A 22,195-nucleotide genomic window follows, 5' to 3' on the forward strand; every position below is an offset into this window, starting at 1 on the left:
GATTTAGCGCCCGAACTCCCCGAGCAGCCCCTTGAGCTTCTGGCCCATGGCGTTGATGTCCTGCATCGCGCGCTCCGTCTGCCGCGACGAGGTGAGGCCCTGCTGCGTGGCCTGGTTCACGTCGTGCATCGCCTGGCGGATCTGCCCGATGCCGGTGGCCTGCTGGTTGGCGGACGCGGCGATCTGCGCGGCCGTGAGCGAGGCCTGCGTGAGCAGGTCCGCCAGCTGCTGGATGGTGGTGCCGGCCTCCGTGACGACGCGGGTGGCGGACGACACGCTCTTGGTGCCCTCCTCCGTGGTCATCACCGCGCCGTGGGTGGCCTTCTGGATTTGACCGAGGATCTGCCGCACCTGCGCGGTGGCCTTCTTGGACTGCTCCGCCAGGGCCTTCACCTCCGAGGCGACGACGGCGAAGCCGCGGCCGTGCTCGCCCGCGCGGCTCGCCTCGATGGACGCGTTGAGCGCCAGCATGTGCGTCTGTTCGGAGATGTCGTTGACGGTGGTGATGATGTCGCCAATGGCCTGGGCCTGCTCGGCCAGGGCGAGGATGCGCGACGCGATGGACTCCACCTGGTCGCGCACCGCGCCCATCGCGGACACGGCCTCCTCCACGGCGCGGCGGCCGGAGCGGCCCACCTCCTCCGAGTGCCGGGCGGACTCGCTCACCGCGCGGGCGCGGCCCGCGGCCTCCTCCGACGTCTTGGTGATCTCCTCGATGGTGCTCACCGTCTCCGTCACGGCGGTGCCCTGCTCCTGGGCGCCGGCCACCTGTTCGGTGGTGCTGGCGAGGATTTCGGAGGACGCGCCCGCGAGCTGGTTGACGAACTCCGCCACCGTCTTGAGGGTGTGTTCGCGCTGTTCGGCCTGCCGGGCCAATTGGACTTCCGCTTGCTGGCGGCGGTCGGCCATGGCGTTGAAGGTGTTCGCCAGGTCCGCCATCTCATCACGGCCGCGCACGTCGATGCGGTGGGTGAGGTCGCCCTTGCCCAGCTGTTCGGCGCCGAAGGTGAGCTTGCGCAAGGGACCGGTGATGCCCCGGGTGATGACGAAGCTGCCCACGCCCACGATGGCCAGGCCCAGCAGGGTGCCCAGCGCCAGCACCCAGATGCTGCGCTGCGCGGCCCGGGTGGCGGCGTCGGAGTGTTGCTGCCAGCGCTCCTCTTCGGTGTCGCGCATCTCGTAGATGATTTCGCGGATGGCATCCATGTCGCGCTGGCCGCGGTTGGTCTTCACCAGGGCCAGGGCCGCGTCGAAGCCCTGCTCGCGGCGCAGGCGGATGGTCTCCGACATCTCGTCCAGCTTGTTGGCGACCAGGGGCTCCAGCTTCTGGAGGCGCGCGCGCTGGTCCGGGTACTTCGCCATCGCGGGGCGCAAGGCGTCCAGGTCCGAGCGCAGCTCGCCCAGGGCGCTCTGGTACGGGCGCAGGTAGGAGTCGTCGCCGGTGAGCACGTAGCCGCGCTGGCCTGTCTCCGCGTCCACGACGAGCGCGCGCACCTCGCGCAGCAGCTTGTAGTTGTTGTGGGACTCCAGCAGGCCGTCGGTGGTGGCGGTGAGTTGCTGCGCGCCCTGGAAGGCCACGCCCGCGATTACCAGCAGGACCAGCAGGGACAAGCCGAAGCCCAGCGCGATGCGATTCCCGATGCTCATGCGACTCCTTCTTCGGACAGCTCGAACACGAGACGCTCGTCACCGAGGAGGGCTTCTCCCTCCAGGACGAGCGTGCCGTCGGGGCTCACGCCGGACACCAGCGCGCCCGCTTCCTCTTCCAGGGAGGGGGGCGCGGGCAACAGCTCCGTGCCCGTGAGCACCGCCACCTCCGACACCTCGTCCGTGCGCAGCCCCAGCTCCGCCCGCGCGGTGCCCACCACCAGCACCGGGCCGCTCGCGTTGGCGGCGGGCCGGCCGAACAGCGGCGCCAGCTCCACCACGGGCAGCACCTCGCCGCGCAGCAGGGTCAGGCCGCGCAGCAGCGGCGGCGAGCCGGGCAGCGGGGTGAGCTCCGGCGCGCGCATCACCTCCAGGATGAAGCGCGACTCCAGCGCGTACGTCTGGCCCGCGGCGCGGAAGCGGACCACCTCGCGCTGGCTGCCGGGCAGCGCGGGGACTTCCGGCGGACGCGCGAGGGTGAGGGCGCGCGCGTCGAGCTGGGCTTGGGCCGCCGCGTCCGTGAGGGAGTCGCGCGCCTCGGTGGCGCGCTCCAGCGCTTCCAGCCGGGCCCGGACCTGCTGCCAGTCGATGACTCCCTCGCGCTTGACCATCAGCTCGCCTCTCCGCCTTCAGTCCCGGACCGCTCCAGGCGCCGCCACTCCGCGCGGGCCACGTCCGCCAGGGCACCTGCCCGTTCTCCCTCCGCCAGCGGCACCAGCGCCTCTGGCGGCAGCTTCCGGCACAGCGCCTCGGCTTCGCGGTAGGCCCGGGCCGCGGCGGCGGCCTGGTCCTGCTGGCGCAGCACGTGGCCCAGGAGCAGGTGGCCCACGGCGAGCCCCGGCTCCAGGTAGAGCGCCTGCCGGACGGATTTTTCCGCGTCGGTCAGCCGTCCCTGTCCCAGCAGCAGCAGCGCCTCCAGATAGCGCAGACCGGCGACCAGCGGGTGACGAAGCGAGGCCTCACCGCACGCGAACACCGCGGCGCGGGAGTCGAGGTTGGCCAGTGCACGAACCGCCGCCACGGAGTGGTCGGGGTCGGCGGCCTGGGCCCCCGCCCGCCGAGCGGCTTCGCGCCAGTCGCCTCGGGCCAGGGCCTGCCGCACCGCCTCCAGGGCCTCCACGCCCAGGGTGAAGCGCGCCGCCGGCCGCGTCGCGGGAGCCCCGCCGGAAGAGGGCACGCCTCCTGGAGTCCCGGTGGCCGAAGGCCCGGGGCCCGGAGCGCCCGTGCTGGAGGGGCCGCCGCTTGAGGATGCGGAGGAGCCCGAGCCAGACGGCCCGCGCCCTGGAGACACGGGAGTCGCCGTGGCCGCGGGTCCGGGTCCCGAGGCGCCGGAAGGCCCGCTGCTGGAGGACGCGGAATCTCCCGAGCCGCGAAACCCGCCGCCCGAGGATGGCCGAACCGCGCCAGAAGGCCCTGCGCCCGTCAGCGCTGACGTTCCCGCGCCGGGGCGGATCCCGGGCGTCGTCGGCGCGCGCGGGGCGTGCGGCGTGGACGCGGCGGGGGAGGTGTCAGGCCGGGGAGGCGCGTTTGGAGGCGTGGCCGGAAACGGCGTGCCGTCCGCGCGCAGGGGCGCCAGGGGCTGGAGCGGAACGAAGTGCCCGGCGTGCTGTCCGGCCAGGGGCTTGCGGTACAGCACGCCCCACTCCGTGAGGACGGGCTCGAGCGGGGCATAGTCGCCCAGCGGCGGGTCGGAGGGGCCGGTGAAGAGATAGCCACCCTCATCCAGCGACGCGTGGAGCCTGCGCGCCACGCCCTCGATGGTGGCGCGGTTGAAGTAGATGAGGACGTTGCGGCAGAAGATGACATCCAACTGCCAGATGCCGCTCTCCGCGGAGGGCCACGTCTCCAACGCGAGGTTGAGGTAGCCCAGCTGCACGTGGCGCTTCACGGCGGGGGATAGCAGGTAGTGGCGGCCCTCCTGCTTGAGGTGGGCGCGCATGCGGTCCGCGGAGGGGCCGCGCAGGGACCAGTCGGTGTAGCGGCCCTGCTGGGCGCGGGCGAGCGCCGTGCGCGACACATCCGTCGCGCGCACCAGCATGTGGTCCTCCCAGCCCTCGGCCATCAGCAGCGCGGCGATGGAGTAGGGCTCCTCGCCGGAGGCGCAGGCCGCGCTCCACGCGCGCAGCAGGTGGTCCGGGCCCTTGCGCTCGCGGAGCTCCGGCAGCACCACGCGGCGCAGGTGGTCGAAGTGCTCGTGGGTGCGGAAGAAGTACGTCTCCCCGATGGTCAGCTCGGTGAGCAGGTCGTCCAGCAGGGAGCTGTCCTGCGCCAGCTCCCGCAGGTAGACCTCCACGTCGTCCTGGTTGGCGCGGGCCATGGCGCGCTGGATGCCTTCCAGCGCCGCGGCCAGGCAGCTGGGCGCGGCGAGCCCCGCGCGCTCCTCCACCAGGGTGAGCACTTCCTTGAAGCCCGGGGGAAGGACGCCGCCTATCAAGCGGGCTCCGGAAGGGCTCCGAGCGCGGTGTCCAACTGCATCGCTTCGGCCTCGGAGAGGAAGGAGCGCAGGTCGTGCACCAACACCAGACCGTCCGCCAGCTTCGCGGCCCCCGCGACATAACCCACGCCGGGCAGCGCCCCGGGGGAGGCATCCCATTCGCCAGGGGTGATGGGGTGCAGCCCCTCCGCGCGGTCCACGCGCAGCGCCACCGGACGTCCGCCCGCGCTGGCGACGATGAAGTGGTCCATGGGCGACAGGGGCCGCGCGGCGTGACGGAAGCGGCGGCGCAGGTCCAGCACGGGCAGCAGCTCGCCGCGCAGGTTGAGCAGGCCCTCCACCACGTCCGGCGCCTGGGGCAGGGGCGTGAGGCGCGCGGCGCGCACCAGCTCGCGCACGTCCTCCATGGGCAGGCCGTAGCGCTGCCGCTCCAGGGTGAACAACAAGACTTCCAGTGGGCGGGCCTCCGCGGGGGGATTCATGGATGCGCGTCGCAGGCTACAGGACGGAATGCACCCTGGGGATTCAGGATGGTGTCCCGTCCTCTAGAAGACGCTCCGTGGGAGAGGGAGCGCTTCGGCCCGGAATCAACCGCTGGCGCGCGGCCGGGAATCCCAGGCGGAAACGCTTTTTCGGGATGGCCGTCCCGATGGGGCAATCGCAAGCCGGCGTGGGGCCGGGCATCGTGAGGCACATGGTTCAGCACGTCATCGTCGTGGGCGCGGGGCCGGGGGGCCTGTCGGCCGCCATCAACCTGGCGGGGCAGGGCTTCCAGGTCACCGTGGTGGAGAAGGACGCCATCCCCGGTGGCCGCATGAAGGGGCTGCGGCTGGGGCAGGACGCCGAGTACGCGGTGGACACCGGCCCGTCCATCCTCCAGCTGCCCGGCGTGCTGAGGCAGATCTTCCAGCGCGCGGGCAAGCAGCTGGAGGACTACGTCACGCTCACGCCGGTGGACCCCAACACGCGCGTGCACTTCTGGGACGGCACGCACCTGGACACGCGGCGCGACCTGGAGCGGATGGGGCAGGAGCTGGAGAAGTTCGGCGCGGGCAAGTCGCGGGCGCTGAGGGATTGGATGGCGGACGGGCGGGAGAAGTACGCGCTCGCGTATGAGAAGTTCATCTGCACCCACGCGGGGAGCCTGAGCTACTACGCGCCCTGGCGGCTCGCGCCCACGCTGCGCTTCAAGCCGTGGCGGACGCTCTACGCGCAGCTGGACGGGTTCTTCCACGACGACCGGATGACCTACGCGCTGGCGTATCCATCCAAGTACCTGGGGCTGCACCCGACGACGTGCTCATCGGTGTTCAGCGTGATTCCGTTCATCGAGCTGGCGTTCGGCGTGTGGCACGTGCAGGGCGGCTTCCGGGAGCTGGCGCGCGGGATGATGAAGTGCGCCCAGGACCTGGGGGCCACCTTCCGCATGGGCACGGCGGTGGAGCGGGTGCGGACGGAAGCGGGCCGCGCCGTGGGCGTGAAGCTCGCGAACGGCGAGGTGCTGGACGCGGACGCGGTGGTGGTGAACGCGGACCTGGCCTACGCGGCGCGGACGCTGCTGGCCCCGGAGGTGCGCGAGGGCAGCCGGCTGACGGACGCGGCGCTGGAGCGGGCGAAGTATTCGTGCAGCACGTTCATGGCGTACTACGGCGTGGACACGACGTACGCGGACCTGCCGCACCACCTCATCTACCTGTCGGAGAGCGCGCGGCGGACGGACCGGGACGCGCTGGAGGACAGGATGGTGGACGTGGACGACCCGCCCTTCTACGTGTGCAACCCGGGCGTGTCGGACGCATCCGGGGCGCCCGCGGGGCACTCCACGCTGTACGTGCTGGTGCCCACGCCCAACACCGCGAGGCCGGTGGACTGGGCGAGGACGGAGGCCACGCTGCGCGAGCGCATCCCGAGGATGCTGGAGAAGGTGGGCATCCGGAACCTGCGCGAACACGTGAAGGCGGAGCGCTACTTCACGGCGGAGACGTGGCGGGACGACTTCAACGTGTTCCGGGGCGCGGTGTTCAACCTGTCTCATACGTGGCTGCAGCTGGGGCCGCTGCGGCCCCGGGTGAAGAACGGGCAGGTGGAGGGCCTGTACTTCGTGGGCGGCGGCACGCACCCGGGCAGCGGGCTGCTCACCATCATGGAGAGCGCGAACATCGCTGCGGACTACCTCACGCGCGAGGCGGGCAAGGGTCCGCTGAAGGGCTGGCCCTACGTGCCGCCGCTGGAGGACGACGTGGCGAGCGCGCCGCCCCGGCCGCGCGCGGCCTGAGGCGGCTGTCGGTCATGACGCGGGAGCGCCGCCGGGGCTCAGGCGGCGCCGGGGCGGCAGCTCACTTCCACGAGGAGCCCGCCCGGGGCACGGCAGTAGACGAGGGTGCCCCGGTTGTTGCGGATGACGTCGGACACCTCCAGGCCGTCGGCCTTCACGCGCGCGTGGAAGTCGAGCACGGGGGCTTCGGAGTCCTGGAGGAAGCCGACGTGGAAGTCCTCCGGAAAGGTGTCGGTGTCGCGCTTGCGGCGCTGGAGGATGAGCGCGAAGCCATCCTGTCCGGCGAGCATGGCGATGGCGGGCGAGTCGTGGTTCTTCGCGTGCGACGTGAAGCCGCAGTAGCGCGTGAAGAAGCGGGCGGTGGCCTGGACGTCGGGGACCTGCAGATCGAGGTGATTCAGTTTCATGGCGAGCCTCGCGAAGGCACACGCGTGCCTTCGAAGGGCCGGGGGTCCTGACTCCCGAGGGAGACGGACAAGTGCTTCCACCATGGAAGTGACCGGGGCTCACCGAACCGGTCCGCCGTTTTTCGACCGGGGTGGACGCTAACGGTGGGCAGGGACGCGTGGCAAGCCATCCCGCACGGACGGCACCTCAGGCCACGTACCGCTCCGCCAGCTCCGACACCTGCCCGGTCGCCTGGGCCACCGCCGTCGCTGCTTCCTGCGTGGTGTCCAGCTGGCGCAGCGTCGCGGCCATCAGCTCGTCCATCTCGCTCACCGCGACGAAGAGCTGATCCACGCCCGCGTGCTGCTGCGCCACCGCTTCGGCGATCTGCCGCACCACCGTCGCGGACTCCTGCGCCAGCGAGATGAGCTCGCGCAGCCGCTCGCCGCTCTTGCGCAGCGGCACCAGCGCCGCCTCCACGCCCTGGGCGCTCTTGTCCGCCGTCGTCACGGCCTCGCCCGTGGCGGCCTCCATGCCCTCCAAGAGCCCGCGCACCTGGCCCGTCGCCTTGATGGACTGGTCCGCCAGCTCGCGCATCTGCCGCGCCACCACCGCGAAGCCCCGGCCCTGCTCGCCCGCGCGGCTCGCCTCGATGGCCGCGTTGATGGCCAGCATGTGCGACTGGTCCGCCAGCGACTTCACCACCTCCGACACCCGGCCCACCTCGCGGGCGCGCGTGCCCAGGTCGCTCACCTGCTGGTTCAGGCCGTGCGTCAGGTCGCGGATGTCCGCGAGCCCCTGCTCCGTGCCCGCCAGCGACTCCGCGCCCAGCCGGCCCATCGCCGCCGCGCGCTCCGCCACCGCGAGGATGCTCCCCGCGCGGCTGGCCGCCAGCTTCGACGTCTGCTGAATCTCATGCGCCGTGGAGCGCGCTTGATGGATGGCCGCCGCCTGCCGCGACAGCGTGCGGTTCTGCTGGTCGCTCGCCTCCGTCAGCCGCGTGCCCGCCTTCGCCAGGTGCCCCGCCGACGAGCGCAGCGACCGGGGCAGCTCCTGCAACTGCTCGTAGAGCAGCCACGTGCGCGCCGACAGGTCGCCCAGCTCGTCCGTGGACACCCACTGCGGCGGCGACGCGCGGCCCTCCACCAGCGCGTCCAGCGACGCGCCCACCGCCTTCGCTCCCTGCGCCAGCCGCCGCGCCGCCCACGCCGCGGTGAAGATGGCGCCCAGCGCCGCGAACCCGCCCAGCAGCGCCACCGGCGTCGTCAAATCCTCCTGCAGCGGCTGGATGCGCGCGCGCACCCGCGCCGCGCCCCGGGGGTCGCCCGACAGCTCCAGGTCCTCCGCCAGCGACGAGAGGTTCCTCTCCAGCCGCAGCTGCAACGTGGCGATGCTGGTGATGCAGGTGATGAGCAGCGCGGACACGACGATGGCCGGCAGGAACCAGCTCTGCCGGGGCAGGAACAGGCCCTCTCCGGCGGGGCGCTCATGCGGCGCGCGGCGGAAGGCCTCCAGCGTCACCCCGGCCAGCGCCCGCTCGTAGAGCATGTACATGATGGGCGCGCTGAAGAGCCCCGCGCTCATCGCCACCGCCACGCCCACCAGGATGACGCGCGGCGGCCGGTCCAACGCCAGACCGATGGCGCCGTTGAAGAAGATGCCGCCCAGGAACCAGCCCGCCTGCGCCTCCACGAACGTGAGCACGCCCGGCAGCCGCAGCAGCCGCCGGAGCCGCTCCGGCGGGGCGGCCTCCTCCTGCACCGCGTGCCGCAGCAGCGCGCCCACCGCCCCGATGGGCACCACCAACGCCAGCCCTCCAATCACGATGGGCGTGACCACCCCCAGCACGAACCCCATCGCGCTCCCCACGTCCAACAACTGCATGTCGACGTAGATGGCGGGAGCCACCGCCACCGTGACGACCAGGGTGCGCAGCATCAGCAGCTTGAAGAGCAGCGCGTTCGTCGACGGGGTCGGAGGTGGATTCATCGGGCAGCGGATCCGGGAAGTGCTCGCAAGCCTGTGCGCGAAGCACGGGTGCGTCAATGCAACGTCCTCGTCTTGTGACAATGACTCCAGGGGCTCCCTGAATAACAGGGACGCCACGGGTAGGGGGGGCGGGGAGCGTGTCGGACCCGCGCGCGTCGCGTGTCGTCCGTTGCCTTGACCTCCATGGATGTCCTGGCCTCGCCCGACTCCGGGCAGGGCAGCCGTGCGGGCGGGCCCGCGTCGCCTGCCGGCCGCGGACGACATGCGCACGTTGCCTTCACTAACGCTTCAAACACCGAAGTCAGGAGGACGCCATGGGTGAGTGGACTGACAAGGCCAAGGGCAAGGTGAAGGAGACCGTGGGCGCGGCGACCGGCGACCGTTCGCTGGAAGCCGAGGGCAAGGCGGACACGCTCAAGGGGAAGATCAAAGGCGTGGTGGAGGACGTGAAGCACGCCATCAAGGACAAGCGCGACGAGCGCGAGGCCGCGCGCCGCGACGCGGATCCGCACCGGCGCTAGGCCAGCATTCCAGGGCTGGAACCGTTCGGGCCGCGGAAGCCTGTGTGCTTCTTCGCGGCCCGGGCTGTTTGCTTCGGCGGGCGCCTACTGCCGCAGCTTCTCGCAGGGGCACGCCACTTCGAGGAAGGTGGTGGACTTGCCGCTGACCATCACCCAGAGACAGCGCAGCACACAGGCTGTTCCAAACTCCCGGTAGATGAGCCCCAGGTTGGCAACCACCTCACGTCCGGTGATGACGCCGCGCATGTCCCGCTCCCTTGCTTCCTGCCGTCCGACCCGCCACCCACGGCCACGTCACCGGCCAGACCGAGGCCTTTGCAAAGGGCTGGCCGAGCCTCGGAAAGCGCCCCCGTTCGTCAGGGTCCAGCTGTGAACGTCCCAACGCCTTGATGTGCCTGCCCTGACCGCATGCCTGCCCCGGACCCGTTGCACGAAACGGAGCCATGCCCTGAAAACGTTACAGCAGGGGAGGTGTCGCACTGACACGTGCGTCCCGTCCGGACGACCTGGCCCGCCGCCCGATGACGCCCTGCGCTCGCCTGCCCGGCCGCGGGAGTGGCGTCCCTGCGAGACGGGTGGCACATCCGGCGGGCGGCCTGAATGTATGTGCATGAGGGCCTGCGTGAGGCGGAGCCCGTGAGGCCGTACGTCGGCGGTTCCGCCCGCGCGCGTGAGTGGCAACGCCGCCACGCCCCGGACGTCCATCAGGTGGTGGAAGGAAGGGTGCCGAGATGAGAGCGAACGTGTCTTCCAGAGGGGGCGGCCTGCCCCTGTTGCCCGAAGGGCTGCTGCGCGCCCAGCGCGGCCTGAAGCGGGTCGTGGTGGGGGTGGACTTCTCCCTCCAGTCCGAGTTCGCGCTGGCTCGAGCGCTGCGGCTCCCCCTGGCGCACGGGGCATCCTTCATCGTCCTGCACGCGAGCCCGCCGCTGGACGGCCACACCGGGCCGGATGGCACGCTGGCCGGAGAGCGCTGTCTGCGCCGTTCGGTGGCGTCGGCTGTCCGGCGGCTGCGGCAGCGCCCGGACGTGGACGTGCGCGAGGAGCTGCGCACCGGTGACGCGCCGCACGTGGCGGCGGCGCTGGCGAAGGACGAGGGCGTGGAGGTGCTGGTGGTGGGCCGGCCGCATCCCACGTATCCCGCGAAGCCGCTGCCCGACACGTCCGTGGTGATGCGGCTGGTGCGCGAGGTGGACGCGTCGGTGCTGGTGGTGGTGCCGCACCCGGGCCGCGTGTACCACCGGCCCCTCGTCGCGGTGAACTTCTCCCGCGAGTCGCGCCGGGCGCTGGAGCTGACCATGCGCCTGTGCCCGGCCTCGACGCCCATCGAGGTGCTGCACGTGGTGGACCTGCGGGAGGAGGACGCCGCGCCGCCCGACCAGGCGGCCCCGCTGGCGCAGTGGCTGCGGTCGCGGCAGGAGCGCGAGGACGCCGCCCGCGCGGCGCTCGGGCGCTTCCTGGCGCCCTACCGCGAGACGGGCCGGGCCCTGGAGCTGCGCGTGCGCATGGGCGACCCGCTGGAGTGCATTCACGCGGAGTCCATCGAGCGCGAATCCGACCTGCTGACGCTGGGCATGTCCACGGCGAACCCGCCCTCGCCGCTCACCGAAGGGGTGCTGGCGCGCTCGCACTGCGACGTGCTCATCTCGCGTCACGCCGCCCCGCCCGCCGCCCTGGGGGACGGTGAGGCGCCGTCCCGCCCCATCGTCCACGACTGAGGCGGGAGAAGCCCGGGAGCCCAGCGCGGCGGGCGTCGGCGCGTTATGAGGGGCGGCACCTTGCCACCTCCCTCGCCGCAGACACCGCCGTCGCTCCGCGCCCGCCTGAAGAACGCGGGCGTCCTGTTCAAGCAGCTGCCGGGCACCTTCCGCCTCTTCTGGCAGGCGAGCCCCCGGGGCGCGGTGGTGCTGGGCGCGCTCACGCTGGTGGCGGCGGTGCTGCCGGCGAGCATCGCGTGGGTGGGCAAGCTCATCGTGGACACGGTGGTGGCCGCGGCGAAGGGCGACGCCCAGGCGCACTCGCGGGTGCTGGGGCTGGTGGCCACGGAGTTCGGGCTGATGGTGGGCTCGGCCGTGGTGGACCGCGCGCTGACGCTCACCCGGGACCTGCTGCGCGCGCACCTGGGCAACCTGCTCAACGAGCGCATCCTCCAGAAGGCCCTGGAGCTGGAGCTCCAGCACTTCGAGGACTCGGACACCTACGACAAGATGCAGAACGCGCGGCGCGAGGCGAACGCGCGGCCGCTGTCGCTGGTGATGCAGGCGTTCAGCATCGTGCGCAACGTCATCACCCTGTCCACCTACGCGGTGCTGCTGGTGTCGCTGTCGCCGTGGAGCGTGGGCGTGCTGCTGCTGGCGTCCATCCCCGCGTTCATCGCGGAGGCGCGGCTGGCGGCGGAGGGCTTCCGGCTGTACTCGTGGCGCGCGCCGGAGGGCCGCAAGCTCAACTACCTGGAGTGGATCCTCACGCGCGACAGCACCGTGAAGGAGGTGAAGCTCTTCGGGTTGGGGCCGCTGGTGCTGGGCCGCTACCGCGCGCTGTTCCAGAAGTTCTTCGCGGAGGACCGGGCGCTCGCGCGCAAGCGCATGGCGTGGGGCCTGGGCCTGGGCCTGGTGTCGCTGGCGGCCTTCTACGGCTGCTACCTCTTCGTGGCGAGCCGCGCGGCGGCCGGCGGCATCACCGTGGGCGACATGGTGCTGTACCTGTCCGTGTTCCGGCAGGGGCAGGCCGCGTTCCAGGGCATCCTCACCAGCGTGGGCTCCATGTACGAGGACGCGCTCTTCATGAGCAACCTCTTCGCCTACCTGGACATCCCCACCCTGGGGGAGACGCCGAAGGTGCTGCCCGCCGTCACGCCGCCGCGCGGGCGCGGCAACGCCATCGAGCTGAGGGACGTGTCCTTCCGCTACGCGGGCAAGGATGCGTGGGCGCTGCGCAACGTGTCGCTCACGCTCAAGCCGGGCCAGAAGCTCGCGCTGGTGGGGGAGAACGGCGCGGGGAAGAGCACGCTGGTGAAGCTGCTGCTGCGCATGTACGAGCCCACGGAGGGGACCATCCTCTACGGCGGCGTGGACACGTCCTCGATGGAGGCGGGCGACCTGCGCAGCCGCTTCGGGGCGGTGTTCCAGGACTTCGTGCGCTACCAGTTCAGCGTGGCGGAGAACATCGGCCTGGGGCACGTGGACGCGCTGGAGGACCGGCCGCGCATCCACCGCGCGGCGGAGCAGGGCGGGGCGAACACGGTCATCGCGGCGCTGCCCGGCCAGTACGACACGATGCTGGGTGGCTGGTTCGAGAAGGGCCAGGAGCTGTCCAGCGGCCAGTGGCAGAAGCTGGCGGTGTCGCGGGCCTTCATGCGGGACGACGCGGAGGTGCTCATCCTGGACGAGCCCACCGCGAGCATCGACGCGGAGGCGGAGCACGCGCTCTTCGAGCGCTTCCAGGCGCTGGCCGCGGACCGCATCGCCATCGTGATTTCGCACCGCTTCTCCACGGTGCGCATGGCGGATCAGATCGCCGTGCTGCACAACGGGACGGTGCAGGAGCTGGGCAGCCACGACGAGCTGATGGCGCTCGACGGGCGGTATGCGCACCTGTTCCGCCTCCAGGCGCGCGGCTACCGGGAGTAGGGCAAGCCGGGCCGTCAGGCCCCGGCCGCGGCGCCCCCGGGCAGGTGGTCGCGGATGACGCCCAGGAAGTACGGCTTGCCGTAGTACTGGCTCATCTTCCCCAGCAGCTTCCCGTTGCGGAACAGCAGGAAGGTGGGGATGCCGAACAGGCCGAAGCGGGTGGCCAGGGCCTCGTGCTCGTAGGCGTTGACCTTGACGACACGCAGGGGCGCGCCGTCCAGCTCCGCCAGCAGGTCGGGTTCGGCCGCCGCGTAGATGTCGCAGTTGGGGCAGCCGGGGCCCCAGAAGTCCACCACCACCAGCTCGTCGCGGGGTTCCATGACGAGCGAGTCGAAGGTCTCGGTCGTCGCCTCGTAGCTCACGGGATGCGCCATGGCGTCCTTCCTAACCCCCTGGGGGCCGGGCTTCCATCCAGCCTGGAGGCCCCCGGGGCAGGCGGGCAGGGGGGATGGAGGGGGCGGGCGTGTCAGGTTCTCCAGATATGTCTACAGGTGTCGGGTCGACGAAACCCGACATGCACACTGCGCACGGGGGCCCAGGCGCCATAAGGTGCGGACCCCGGTGGCTGTCGATGTCATGGAGGGGTCATGCACGAGTGGTTGGAGGCACTGCGCAAGTCGGCGAAGGCGACCTCGGAGGGGGTGCTGGCGGAGGAGGTCCGCCGCGCCGAGACGGAGTGCGGCGTCCCGTTCCCCGCGGATCTCGCGGACCTGTACCTGGCGCTGAACGGCGGTGAGTTCCAGGGCGAGGTGCGCCTGTATCCGCTGCGCGGCGAGGCGGGCGCGCCCAGCGTCCTGGAGAAGAGCCGGCTGATGGTGGTGGGGCTCCCGGCCGCGGGCGTCTGGCGCTTCGGGCTGAAGGGGGCGCACCGGCACCTGTTCGTCGCGCGCAAGTCCGCGATGGAGGAGCAGGGGGATGGTGGTGGGCCGCTGCCCGGCTGGATGAGCGCCCTGGACGGCGACGACTGGGTCTTCGGCACCTGGGACGGCGAGAAGCGGGAGATGCGGCTGTACCGCACGCTCAAGGACATGCTCGAGGTGCTGGTTCCGCCGGTGGAAGAGGTGGAGAGCTTCGGGGAGCGGACCTTCGCGCGCGCCATGAACGCGGTGCTCCAGGGCGCGCTGTCTGGCGCCGCGGCCGACACGGGGGACGAGGACGAGGGCGGCGCTGGCTCCGCGAGCGACCTGGAGGCCCTGGCTCGTGACGAGGATGAGGAGTCCGAGGCCGTCGAACAGGAGGAGCTGTTCACGGAGACGGAGGTGACCCGCCCCGCCGTGAAGAGGGCCGCCCCGGCGCCCTTGGAGGCTCCGCCCGTGGCCGCGAGGCCCCGTGGGGCCACGGTGAAGAGGCCGACCGTGACGAAGCCCGTGTCCACCGGCGAGCCCGTGGCAGGCGCGGGAGCAGGCAAGGTGGCCGCGAAGAAGCCCACTGCGAAGGGCTCCGTGCCCGTGGGTGGGTCCGCGACGGGGACGGCAGCGAGCAAGGCGGCTGCGAAGTCCGCGCCCGCGCGCGGTGCCGCGAAGAAGGCCCCGGGCAAGACCGCTGTCCCGACGCGTGGAGCCGGCGCCGCGAAGAACGCCGCCAAGAAGGGCGCTACTTCGACGCGCGGGGCCCCCGCCGCGAAGAGCGCCACCGAGAAGAACGCCGCCGCGAAGAGCGCCGCCGCCGAGAAGAGCGCCGCCGCGAAGAAGGGCGCTGCCTCGAAGCGTGGAGCCAGCGCCGCGAAGAAGGGCGCTGCCTCGAAGCGTGGAGCCAGCGCCGCGAAGAAGGGCACTGCCTCGACGCGCGGGGCCTCCGTCGCGAAGAACGCCGCCGCGAAGAACGCTGCTGCCTCGAAGCGTGGAGCGAGCGCCGCGAAGAAGGGCGCTGCCTCGACGCGCGGGGTCGGCGCCGCGAAGAACGCCGCTGCCTCGACGCGTGGGGCCCCCACCGTGAAGAAGGGCGCCGCCTCGACGCGTGGCGCCGCCACGAAGGGCGCCGCCGCGAAGAAGGCCCCAGGCAAGGCGGCCACCGCGACGAAGGCCGGGGCCCGCAAGCCCACGGTGAAGAAGCCCGCGAGCCGGCGGTCCTGAGCCTCACTGGTGGATGGGAGGAAGCCCACGGGCTCCTCCCTCCACACGCGGTCGGCCACACGCGGCCAGCCCCCTGAAAAAACGGGCGCGTCCCACTCGGGGACGCGCCCTGCTGGAAACCGCCCGGTCGGGGCGGCAGTCATCAAGCTCCGGGCCGGCTACTCCTCGGGGAGCAGATCGGGCGTCTGCGCGCGGGGCCCCGGCTCGTCCGGCTGAGCGGTCAGCTCTCGCTCCTCTTCCTCCTCGCCCCGGCCGAAGCGCTGGATCTGATCCGGCAGGATGTCCCGCGCATCCGCCTCTTCCTCCATCGGTGGGGACAGGGCCATGTCCTGATCCGAGATGTTGATCTCGTCCTCCCCGGTTTCAGGGTTCCGGTGGCGCAGCGAGCTGGACTCGCCCACATCCTCGTCTCCGAGCTTGTTGAACCGCATGGGGGTCTCCTCGACAGGGACGGTTGAGAAAGCTTCCGTGTCCCCTCGAAAATGAGCCCCCCGCGGGGCACCGGCAATCCACGCCGCCCGCCTGCCTGCCGGGCCCTGCTCCGTCAGCGAGGGGCCGTCGGCGGCCGGCTGTCGGGGCTGCCGGGCTTCACGTCCAGCAGCACCATCCCCAGCGCGAGCACGCGGGAAAGCGTCTCGCGCAGCGTGTAGCGCCAGGGGGTCGCGCGGCCCTCGTCCGCCGCCACGCCCCACGCGTCGATGCCCACCGAATTGGCGATGAACAGCGCCCGCGACAGGTGGAAGCGCTGCGTGACGAGCACCGCCCGGGTCGCGCCGAACACCGTGTGGGCCCTCAGGCAGCTGTCATAGGTGGACAGCCCCGCCTCGTCGCCCAGCACCGCCGCCTCCGGCACCCCGCGCTCCAGCAGGTAGCGCCGCATGGCCCGCGTCTCGGCGTGGAAGGGCGCGGAGTTGTCCCCGCTCACCAGCAGCGCCTGCACCTTGCCCTGCCGCCACAGCGCGATGGCCGCGTCCAGCCGCTGCGCCAGCACCGGCGAGGGCACCGCGCCCGGCGCCAGCCCCGCCCCGAACACCAGCGCCAGGGGCGCCTCCGGGGCCACGGCCAGCGGCACGATGCGGCCCTGGTAGCGCAGGCGCACGAAGTGAGACAGCCCCAGCACCACGGCCAGGGCCAGCCCGAGCAGCCCCAGGCCCCTGCGCACCCACACCCTGGTCGTGCCGCCTGCCCTCATGGACCCCACGAAACGCTCGGAAGGAGCCATTCTCTTCCGGCGAGCGACCCACGAAAAGCGCACCGTGCGGCCCGGCGCCGGGAACTGTTCACGCCCGCCCGGCCCCTGGACGGCCGGTGGCCAGGCCCGTTCCGGGCACCCCGCCGTTGACCGGCCTCCGCCCCGCCTATATAGGGGGCCCGCCGTCCCATTAAGGCCAGCCCGGGCCGTTTCCGGGGCGCGCGCCGCACGTCGTCCCAGAGGAGTTTCCGGTCCATGGCGTCCCTTCGCGACATCCGCAAGCGCATCCGCTCGGTGAAGAACACGCGGCAGATCACCAAGGCCATGAAGATGGTCTCCGCCGCGAAGCTGCGGAAGGCGCAGGACGCCATCCTCGCCGCGCGCCCGTACGCGCAGACGCTGGAGCAGATCATCTCCGAGCTGGCCGTCCGCTCCGCCGACCAGGAGCTGGCCCACCCGCTGCTGGCCTCCCGCCCGGTGCGCCGCGTGGAGCTGCTGCTGCTCACCTCCGACCGCGGCCTCGCCGGCGGCTTCAACTCCAACGTCATCCGCCGCGCCAACCGCTTCCTGTACGAGCACAGCGAGCTCCAGGTGCGCGTCTCGACGGTGGGCCGCAAGGGCAACGACTTCTTCCGCAACCGCGGCCAGTCCATCCGCAAGGACTTCGCCGGCCTGTACGCGACGCTCAACTACCGCGCCGCCGCCAACGTCGCGGAGGAGCTGGCCGCCGCCTTCCTCAACGACGAGGTCGACGCGGTCTACGTCGTCTACAACGAGTTCGTCTCCGCCATCACCCAGAACGTCGTCGTGTCGCAGCTGCTGCCCCTGCAGCCCGCCACCACGAAGGCCGCCGAGCCCGCGCCCACCCCGGAGACGGTGACCGCGGAGCCCGCGCTGGTGGACTTCAAGTACGAGCCGTCCCGCCAGGCCGTGCTGGACCGGCTGGTGCCCCAGGCGGTCAACATCAAGCTGTACCGGGCGCTGCTGGAGAGCGTGGCCAGCGAGCAGGGCGCGCGCATGAGCGCCATGGAGAACGCCACCAACAACGCCACGGACATGATCTCCAGCTACACCCTGCTCTACAACCGCACCCGTCAGGCGGTCATCACCAAGGAGCTGATGGAGATCGTCTCCGGCGCGGAAGCCCTCAAGTAGCTCCGCCAGGGGGACGGTCCGCCGCCCCGCCTCAGCCCACGAGGGCCCGCTTCCCGCCTCACGGCGCGGAAGGCGGGCCCTTCGTCGTTCCAGGAGGGCGTCCGGGCAGGCGGAGGGCAAGGATGCACAGGGGGGGCTGGCGCGCCGGACACCGCTCCGCTAAGCGGGACTTACGTGCGCGGACCCGGGAGGCTTGACCCTGCCGGGCCCCCCCCGGTAAAGGGGGCCCGCCCACACCCCTCTTCGGGGTCGATTTCCTGACGGGCGGCGGCGCCCCGGCCGCTCGCCATACGAGACAAGGCAGAGGAGTCCCATGAGCGCTCAAGTCCCGACGACTGGCAAGATCACGCAGGTTCTCGGCCCCGTGGTCGACGTGGAGTTCCCGCCCGGCGGGCTCCCTGAGGTGTACGCCGCCCTCAAGGTGACCAACCCCAACCTGAACGCGGAGAAGGACAACCTCACCGTCGAGGTCGCTCAGCACCTGGGTGAGAACACGGTGCGCTGCATCGCCATGGACTCCACGGAGGGCCTGGGCCGCGGCATGGCGGTGCGCAGCACGGGCGCCCCCATCCAGGTGCCGGTGGGCAAGGCCACCCTGGGCCGCATCATGAACGTCACCGGCGATCCGGTGGACGAGATGGGCCCGGTGAACGCCACCGAGTACTGGCCCATCCACCGCGCGCCCCCGCCGTTCACGGAGCAGGACGTGCGCGTGCAGATGTTCGAGACCGGCATCAAGGTCATCGACCTGCTCGCCCCCTACACCCGTGGCGGCAAGATCGGCCTGTTCGGCGGCGCCGGCGTGGGCAAGACGGTGCTCCTGCAGGAGCTCATCCGCAACGTGGCGGTGGAGCGCGGCGGCTTCTCCGTGTTCGCCGGCGTCGGCGAGCGCACCCGCGAAGGCAACGACCTGTACCACGAGATGCAGGAGACCAAGGTCATCCAGACCGACAACCTGGAGAAGAGCCAGGCGGTCCTCGTGTACGGCCAGATGAACGAGCCGCCCGGCGCCCGCGCCCGCGTGGCCCTCTCCGCGCTCACCATGGCGGAGTACTTCCGCGACGTGGAGGGCCGTGACGTGCTCCTCTTCGTGGACAACATCTTCCGCTTCACCCAGGCCGGCTCGGAAGTGTCCGCCCTCCTGGGCCGCATCCCCAGCGCGGTGGGTTACCAGCCCACGCTCGCCACGGAGATGGGCGGCCTGCAGGAGCGCATCACCTCCACCACCAAGGGCTCCATCACCTCCGTGCAGGCCATCTACGTGCCCGCGGACGACCTGACGGACCCGGCGCCCGCCACCGCGTTCGCCCACCTGGACGCGACCACGGTGCTCAACCGCTCCATCGCGGAGCTCGCCATCTTCCCCGCCGTGGATCCGCTGGACTCCACCAGCCGCATCCTCTCCGCGGACGTGCTGGGCGCGGAGCACTACGCCGTGGCCCGCCGCATCCAGGGCATCCTGCAGCGCTACAAGGAGCTCCAGGACATCATCGCCATCCTCGGCATGGACGAGCTGTCCGAAGAGGACAAGCTGTCCGTGGCGCGCGCCCGCAAGATCCAGCGCTTCCTGTCCCAGCCCTTCTTCGTCGCCAAGGTCTTCACCGGCCTGGACGGCCGCTACGTGTCGCTGAAGGACACCATCCGCAGCTTCAAGGAGATCGCGGAAGGCAAGCACGACGACCTGCCGGAGTCCGCCTTCTACATGGTGGGCGCCATCGAAGAGGCGCAGGAGAAGGCCCGCAAGCTGGCGGCCGCCTAACCCCGCCGTCCGGGAACCCCATGCGCCTGACCGCCGCGCTCGTCCTGCTCGTCTGTGGTGCCGCGCCTTCCGCCCTGGCGGAGGAGCGCGGCAGCCGGGCACGGGTGAGCGCGAACGGCCTCTACAGCGTGCGCACGGTGGACGTGGGCGTGGGGAAGTGCCGGCTGGAGATGCTCAAGGAGAACGGGCCTCTCTGGGCGGCGGACGTGTGCGTGGGGACGGTGGATGACCTGTACTTCGCGTCCAACGACGGGGAGAAGGTCTGGGTGCTCTACCCGCTGGTGGAGAAGGGCAAGCCGCTCCCCAGCAAGAGCAAGAAGAAGAAGCGCGGCGTGGACCTGTCCTGGGCGCGGGTGATGGTGGCGGCCCAGTTCGACCGCACCGGGCAGAAGCTCCAGGAGCGCCGGCTGACGGAGCTGATGACGACCAGGCAGCTCCCGGAGGTGCGGCAGATGGCGCACCACCTCAAGTGGCTGGAAGGCACGCTGGGCATTCCGGGCAAGGGCCCCCGCCTGACGGACGCCGGGATGTTGGAGTTCGAGCCGGTGGGCGTGCAGACCCAGCGGCTGACTTTCTGATGCGGTAGCACGAGGACCTTCATGGCCAAGCTGACTGTCGAGATCGTCACCCCCGAGAAGCGCATCCTGTCCGTGCAGGCCGACGAGGCCATCGTGCCGGGCGGAGAGGGCCTGTTCGGCGTGCGTCCCGGCCACACGCCGTTCCTGTCGCTGGTGGAGCCCGGCACGCTGACCCTCATCGAGGCCGGCCGCCAGGACCGCTACTTCGTGGCCGGTGGCTTCGTGGAGGTGAGCAACGACAAGGTGCTGGTGCTCGCGGACGCCGCCGAGCACGTCACCGGCATCGACGTCTCCGGCGCCCGCCGCCGCATGGCGGAGGCCGAGGCGCGCCTCAAGGACCTGAACAGCGCGGACGCGCGCTACGCGCTGGAGCAGGCCGCGGTGCGCCGCGAGGCCGCGCGCATCGGCGCCGCCGAGTCCCGCTGAGCCCTCCCGCGCCCTCGCGTGAGGGCGCCTGATGGACCGGAAGGGTGGAGCCTGAGGCCCCGTGACACCGGGGCACGGCGCTCCACCCTTTTCGCGTTTCCGGGGGCGCCTGACGTACCGGAAGGGTGGAGCCTGAGGCCCCGTGACACCGGGGCACGGCGCTCCACCCTTTTCGCGTTTCCGGGCGCGCGCGCGCCGCCGCCGCGCCGAAGGCATGATGCGGCGCCGCCATGACCGACTCCGTCTCTCCCGTGCTGGAGCTGTTCCACCGCATCGCGGATCCCCCGTCCGCCACCGCGCGCCGCTTCGTCACCGACCACGCGCTGGAGGACCGCGTGCGCTTCCGCAACCTCACCTACGCGGAGGTGGAGCAGGACTGGCGGGAGCGCGGCGGCCACACGTCCCCCGCGCTGTGGGACGGCACGCGGCTGCACCAGGGCGCGGAGGCCGTGGTGGCGCGGCTGCTCGCGGTGGTCAACCTGGGCCGCGACGGAGGGTGAGCCGCGCGCCGCGCATGCGCCGCGTGGATGGCCTCGCGCTCCCCATGCGCGGCATGGATGGGCGGTGGCTCACGTGGGCAGCGGGAGGGCGCGCGCGTCAAGGTGAACACCTGATCCCGTGTGCGGTGCACGCGCACGGCGCCTTGCGCACCCACGCGCGGCCACCCGTGCGTTCCTTTCGGTCCATGCACAGCTTCCGAAGTTGGACATGGCGGGGAACTCGCGCACGTCATCGGGCTCGCCTGCTTGCTGAAACGCAGCGGGATGCGATAGCTACCGCGCCCCCGGTTGTGCCGCGGTGACGGCGGAGGAGGCGGACAGTGTCGACGCGCGCGGTGCAATTCGGCGGGACCTTTCTTGTCCATCGCTCCACCGCACCCGCTGCCTGCACGTCAAGGCCCCATGATCGAAACGCCGTCGCGTCGCGCGCCCACGCAGCGTTCATCTCGGTGCTCGTCCTTGGCTGAGGCTCGGGTAATCTCAACCCCTCCGATGCCGCTGACTCCCGCAGACCGCCAGGACAGGTTCCATGCGGCGTTTCTCGGGCTCGCCATCGGGGATGCGCTCGGCTTCCCGCTGAGGGGCATCCCCCCGGCGAGCCTGGCGCGGCTGCCAGGGCTCGCGGAGGACTTCGCCCCCCGGCCGCGCGGCAAGTTCGCCAAGGGCCAGTTCAGCGACGACACGCAGCTGCTGCTCGCCGCCGCGGAGAGCGTCATCCGCGAGGGCAAGGTGGACGGCCGCAGCGCGGCGGCGCACCTGGCGTGGCTGTGGCAGGAGGGCATCATCCTCCAGCCGCCGCGCAGCCTCTCCGAGTCGCTCCAGCGGCTCGCGGGCGGCACGCCGTGGATGAGCGCGGGCGCGCCCCTGGGCACGAAGTGCGCGTCGGTGCTCAGCCGCGCGCTGGTGGTGGGCCTCTTCGAGAGCGGCCAGCGCGCGCGCATGCCGCACGACGCGGGCGTGCTCACCGTCATCACGCACAAGGACCCCGTCTGCGCCGCCGCCGCCGCCGCGTTCGCGCAGGCGGTGGCGCTGGGCATGGAGGAGGAGGCCCTCACCCCCGCCGCCTTCTGCGAGGCCCTGTCCCTGGCCGCCGCGGTGCACGACAAGAACCTGGCGGAGGAGATCCGCCACCTGCCGCGCCTGCTCACCTGGGACACCCAGCGCGCCCTCAACCAGCTGCGCAAGGTGGGCGTGCCCCCCAGCGAGCTGAAGGGCGTGGACGGCCTGCCGTGCCACGTGGTGCCGGTGCTGCTCACCTCCCTGTACGCGACGCTGAAGGTGCCGCACGACTTCCGCGAGGCCGTCGTCCTCACGCTGCGCTGCGGCGGCGAGGCGGACGTGGCCGCGGCCCTCACCGGCGCGCTCCTGGGCGCGCACCTGGGCACGCGCGCCATCCCCGCCCGCCTGCGCAAGCAGGTCCTGTACGCGGAGAACCTGCTGGACACCGCGGACCGGCTGTTCCGGGCCCGCCAGGTGCGCGAGACGCTGGCCACCGCGCTCGCCCACCAGCAGCGCCGCCGTTAGCCGCCGCCCAGGCCCCCCGTCCCACGAGGCGGGGGCACCAGGCAGGCAGCCGGACGATGAAGGGGTGTGCGCCGGGACTTCTCCCGCCCACCCTTCCTGACCACCTTGAG

21 protein-coding genes are annotated in these 22,195 nt (G+C 71.9%); 11 read left to right on the forward strand and 10 right to left on the reverse strand.

Going from position 1 to position 22,195, the window contains the following annotated elements:
- Positions 1–3: 3 nt before the first annotated feature.
- The 4 genes from GTY96_RS13495 to GTY96_RS13510 are packed head-to-tail and all read right to left on the reverse strand — an operon-like array spanning position 4 to position 4,563.
- Positions 4–1,647 (reverse strand): methyl-accepting chemotaxis protein, encoded by a 1,644-nt coding sequence (locus GTY96_RS13495; RefSeq protein WP_143909098.1) that lies wholly within the window; start codon positions 1,645–1,647, stop codon positions 4–6.
- The gene (locus GTY96_RS13500) at positions 1,644–2,258 is read right to left on the reverse strand and encodes a chemotaxis protein CheW (protein WP_161664930.1); all 615 of its coding nucleotides are present in this window, start codon (positions 2,256–2,258) and stop codon (positions 1,644–1,646) included. Before GTY96_RS13500 ends, GTY96_RS13495 begins: the two co-directional genes overlap by 4 nt.
- Entirely contained in the window at positions 2,258–4,081 is a 1,824-nt protein-coding gene (locus tag GTY96_RS13505; protein WP_161664931.1) for a CheR family methyltransferase, read from the reverse strand. The genes GTY96_RS13500 and GTY96_RS13505 overlap by 1 nt, the downstream gene beginning before the upstream one ends.
- A complete protein-coding gene (locus tag GTY96_RS13510) occupies positions 4,078–4,563 on the reverse strand; it encodes a chemotaxis protein CheW (protein WP_143909092.1) in 486 nt (161 codons plus the stop codon). Before GTY96_RS13510 ends, GTY96_RS13505 begins: the two co-directional genes overlap by 4 nt.
- 212 nt (positions 4,564–4,775) lie before the next feature.
- On the opposite strand from GTY96_RS13510, the gene GTY96_RS13515 reads away from it, so the two are divergent.
- Positions 4,776–6,356, forward strand: coding sequence for a phytoene desaturase family protein (locus GTY96_RS13515; RefSeq protein WP_161665010.1), 1,581 nt, complete (start codon positions 4,776–4,778; stop codon positions 6,354–6,356).
- A 38-nt stretch (positions 6,357–6,394) separates the two neighbouring features.
- On the opposite strand, the gene GTY96_RS13520 is transcribed toward GTY96_RS13515, so the two are convergent.
- Together GTY96_RS13520 and GTY96_RS13525 are read right to left on the reverse strand one after the other, a co-directional pair.
- Positions 6,395–6,763: a VOC family protein gene (locus GTY96_RS13520; RefSeq protein ID WP_143909090.1), complete on the reverse strand. Its 369-nt coding sequence runs from the start codon at positions 6,761–6,763 to the stop codon at positions 6,395–6,397.
- Positions 6,764–6,950: 187 nt separating this feature from the next.
- Entirely contained in the window at positions 6,951–8,732 is a 1,782-nt protein-coding gene (locus tag GTY96_RS13525; RefSeq protein ID WP_143909088.1) for a methyl-accepting chemotaxis protein, read from the reverse strand.
- Between the two features lie 314 nt (positions 8,733–9,046).
- Here GTY96_RS13525 and GTY96_RS13530 point away from each other — a divergent pair, with 314 nt between their 5' ends.
- Positions 9,047–9,253: a CsbD family protein gene (locus GTY96_RS13530; RefSeq protein WP_143909086.1), complete on the forward strand. Its 207-nt coding sequence runs from the start codon at positions 9,047–9,049 to the stop codon at positions 9,251–9,253.
- An 84-nt stretch (positions 9,254–9,337) separates the two neighbouring features.
- Here the strand turns inward: GTY96_RS13530 and GTY96_RS37190 are convergent, their stop codons facing one another.
- A complete protein-coding gene (locus tag GTY96_RS37190) occupies positions 9,338–9,499 on the reverse strand; it encodes a hypothetical protein (protein WP_186001957.1) in 162 nt (53 codons plus the stop codon).
- 497 nt (positions 9,500–9,996) lie between these two features.
- Here GTY96_RS37190 and GTY96_RS13535 point away from each other — a divergent pair, with 497 nt between their 5' ends.
- Complete coding sequence (locus GTY96_RS13535; RefSeq protein WP_328700863.1) at positions 9,997–10,968, forward strand: universal stress protein; 972 nt, start codon at positions 9,997–9,999, stop codon at positions 10,966–10,968.
- Positions 10,969–11,013: 45 nt separating this feature from the next.
- Entirely contained in the window at positions 11,014–12,879 is a 1,866-nt protein-coding gene (locus GTY96_RS13540) for an ABC transporter ATP-binding protein (RefSeq protein ID WP_143903240.1), read from the forward strand.
- Positions 12,880–12,893: 14 nt separating this feature from the next.
- Here GTY96_RS13540 and GTY96_RS13545 read toward each other — a convergent pair whose 3' ends face one another.
- Positions 12,894–13,253, reverse strand: coding sequence for a thioredoxin family protein (locus GTY96_RS13545; RefSeq protein ID WP_143903238.1), 360 nt, complete (start codon positions 13,251–13,253; stop codon positions 12,894–12,896).
- Between the two features lie 213 nt (positions 13,254–13,466).
- Between GTY96_RS13545 and GTY96_RS13550 the strand changes: the two genes are divergently transcribed.
- Positions 13,467–14,951: an SMI1/KNR4 family protein gene (locus tag GTY96_RS13550; protein WP_161664933.1), complete on the forward strand. Its 1,485-nt coding sequence runs from the start codon at positions 13,467–13,469 to the stop codon at positions 14,949–14,951.
- 158 nt (positions 14,952–15,109) lie between these two features.
- Here the strand turns inward: GTY96_RS13550 and GTY96_RS13555 are convergent, their stop codons facing one another.
- Together GTY96_RS13555 and GTY96_RS13560 are read right to left on the reverse strand one after the other, a co-directional pair.
- Complete coding sequence (locus GTY96_RS13555) at positions 15,110–15,382, reverse strand: hypothetical protein (RefSeq protein ID WP_143903236.1); 273 nt, start codon at positions 15,380–15,382, stop codon at positions 15,110–15,112.
- Positions 15,383–15,495: 113 nt separating this feature from the next.
- On the reverse strand, positions 15,496–16,173 hold the full coding sequence (locus GTY96_RS13560; protein WP_143903234.1) for a SanA/YdcF family protein: 678 nt from the start codon (positions 16,171–16,173) through the stop codon (positions 15,496–15,498).
- A gap of 225 nt (positions 16,174–16,398) precedes the next feature.
- Here GTY96_RS13560 and atpG point away from each other — a divergent pair, with 225 nt between their 5' ends.
- From atpG to GTY96_RS13590, 6 genes are all read left to right on the forward strand, one after another.
- A complete protein-coding gene (gene atpG / locus GTY96_RS13565; RefSeq protein WP_143903232.1) occupies positions 16,399–17,298 on the forward strand; it encodes an ATP synthase F1 subunit gamma in 900 nt (299 codons plus the stop codon).
- 313 nt (positions 17,299–17,611) lie between these two features.
- A complete protein-coding gene (gene atpD, locus GTY96_RS13570) occupies positions 17,612–19,057 on the forward strand; it encodes a F0F1 ATP synthase subunit beta (protein ID WP_143903230.1) in 1,446 nt (481 codons plus the stop codon).
- 20 nt (positions 19,058–19,077) lie between these two features.
- A complete protein-coding gene (locus GTY96_RS13575) occupies positions 19,078–19,635 on the forward strand; it encodes a hypothetical protein (RefSeq protein ID WP_143903228.1) in 558 nt (185 codons plus the stop codon).
- Between the two features lie 21 nt (positions 19,636–19,656).
- Positions 19,657–20,061 (forward strand): F0F1 ATP synthase subunit epsilon, encoded by a 405-nt coding sequence (locus tag GTY96_RS13580; RefSeq protein WP_143903226.1) that lies wholly within the window; start codon positions 19,657–19,659, stop codon positions 20,059–20,061.
- Between the two features lie 230 nt (positions 20,062–20,291).
- Positions 20,292–20,561, forward strand: coding sequence for a hypothetical protein (locus GTY96_RS13585; protein WP_143903224.1), 270 nt, complete (start codon positions 20,292–20,294; stop codon positions 20,559–20,561).
- A 492-nt stretch (positions 20,562–21,053) separates the two neighbouring features.
- Positions 21,054–22,085, forward strand: coding sequence for an ADP-ribosylglycohydrolase family protein (locus GTY96_RS13590; RefSeq protein ID WP_143903222.1), 1,032 nt, complete (start codon positions 21,054–21,056; stop codon positions 22,083–22,085).
- Positions 22,086–22,195: the final 110 nt, after the last annotated feature.

Origin of the sequence: Corallococcus silvisoli (assembly GCF_009909145.1) — a bacterium.
Classification (GTDB): domain Bacteria; phylum Myxococcota; class Myxococcia; order Myxococcales; family Myxococcaceae; genus Corallococcus; species Corallococcus silvisoli.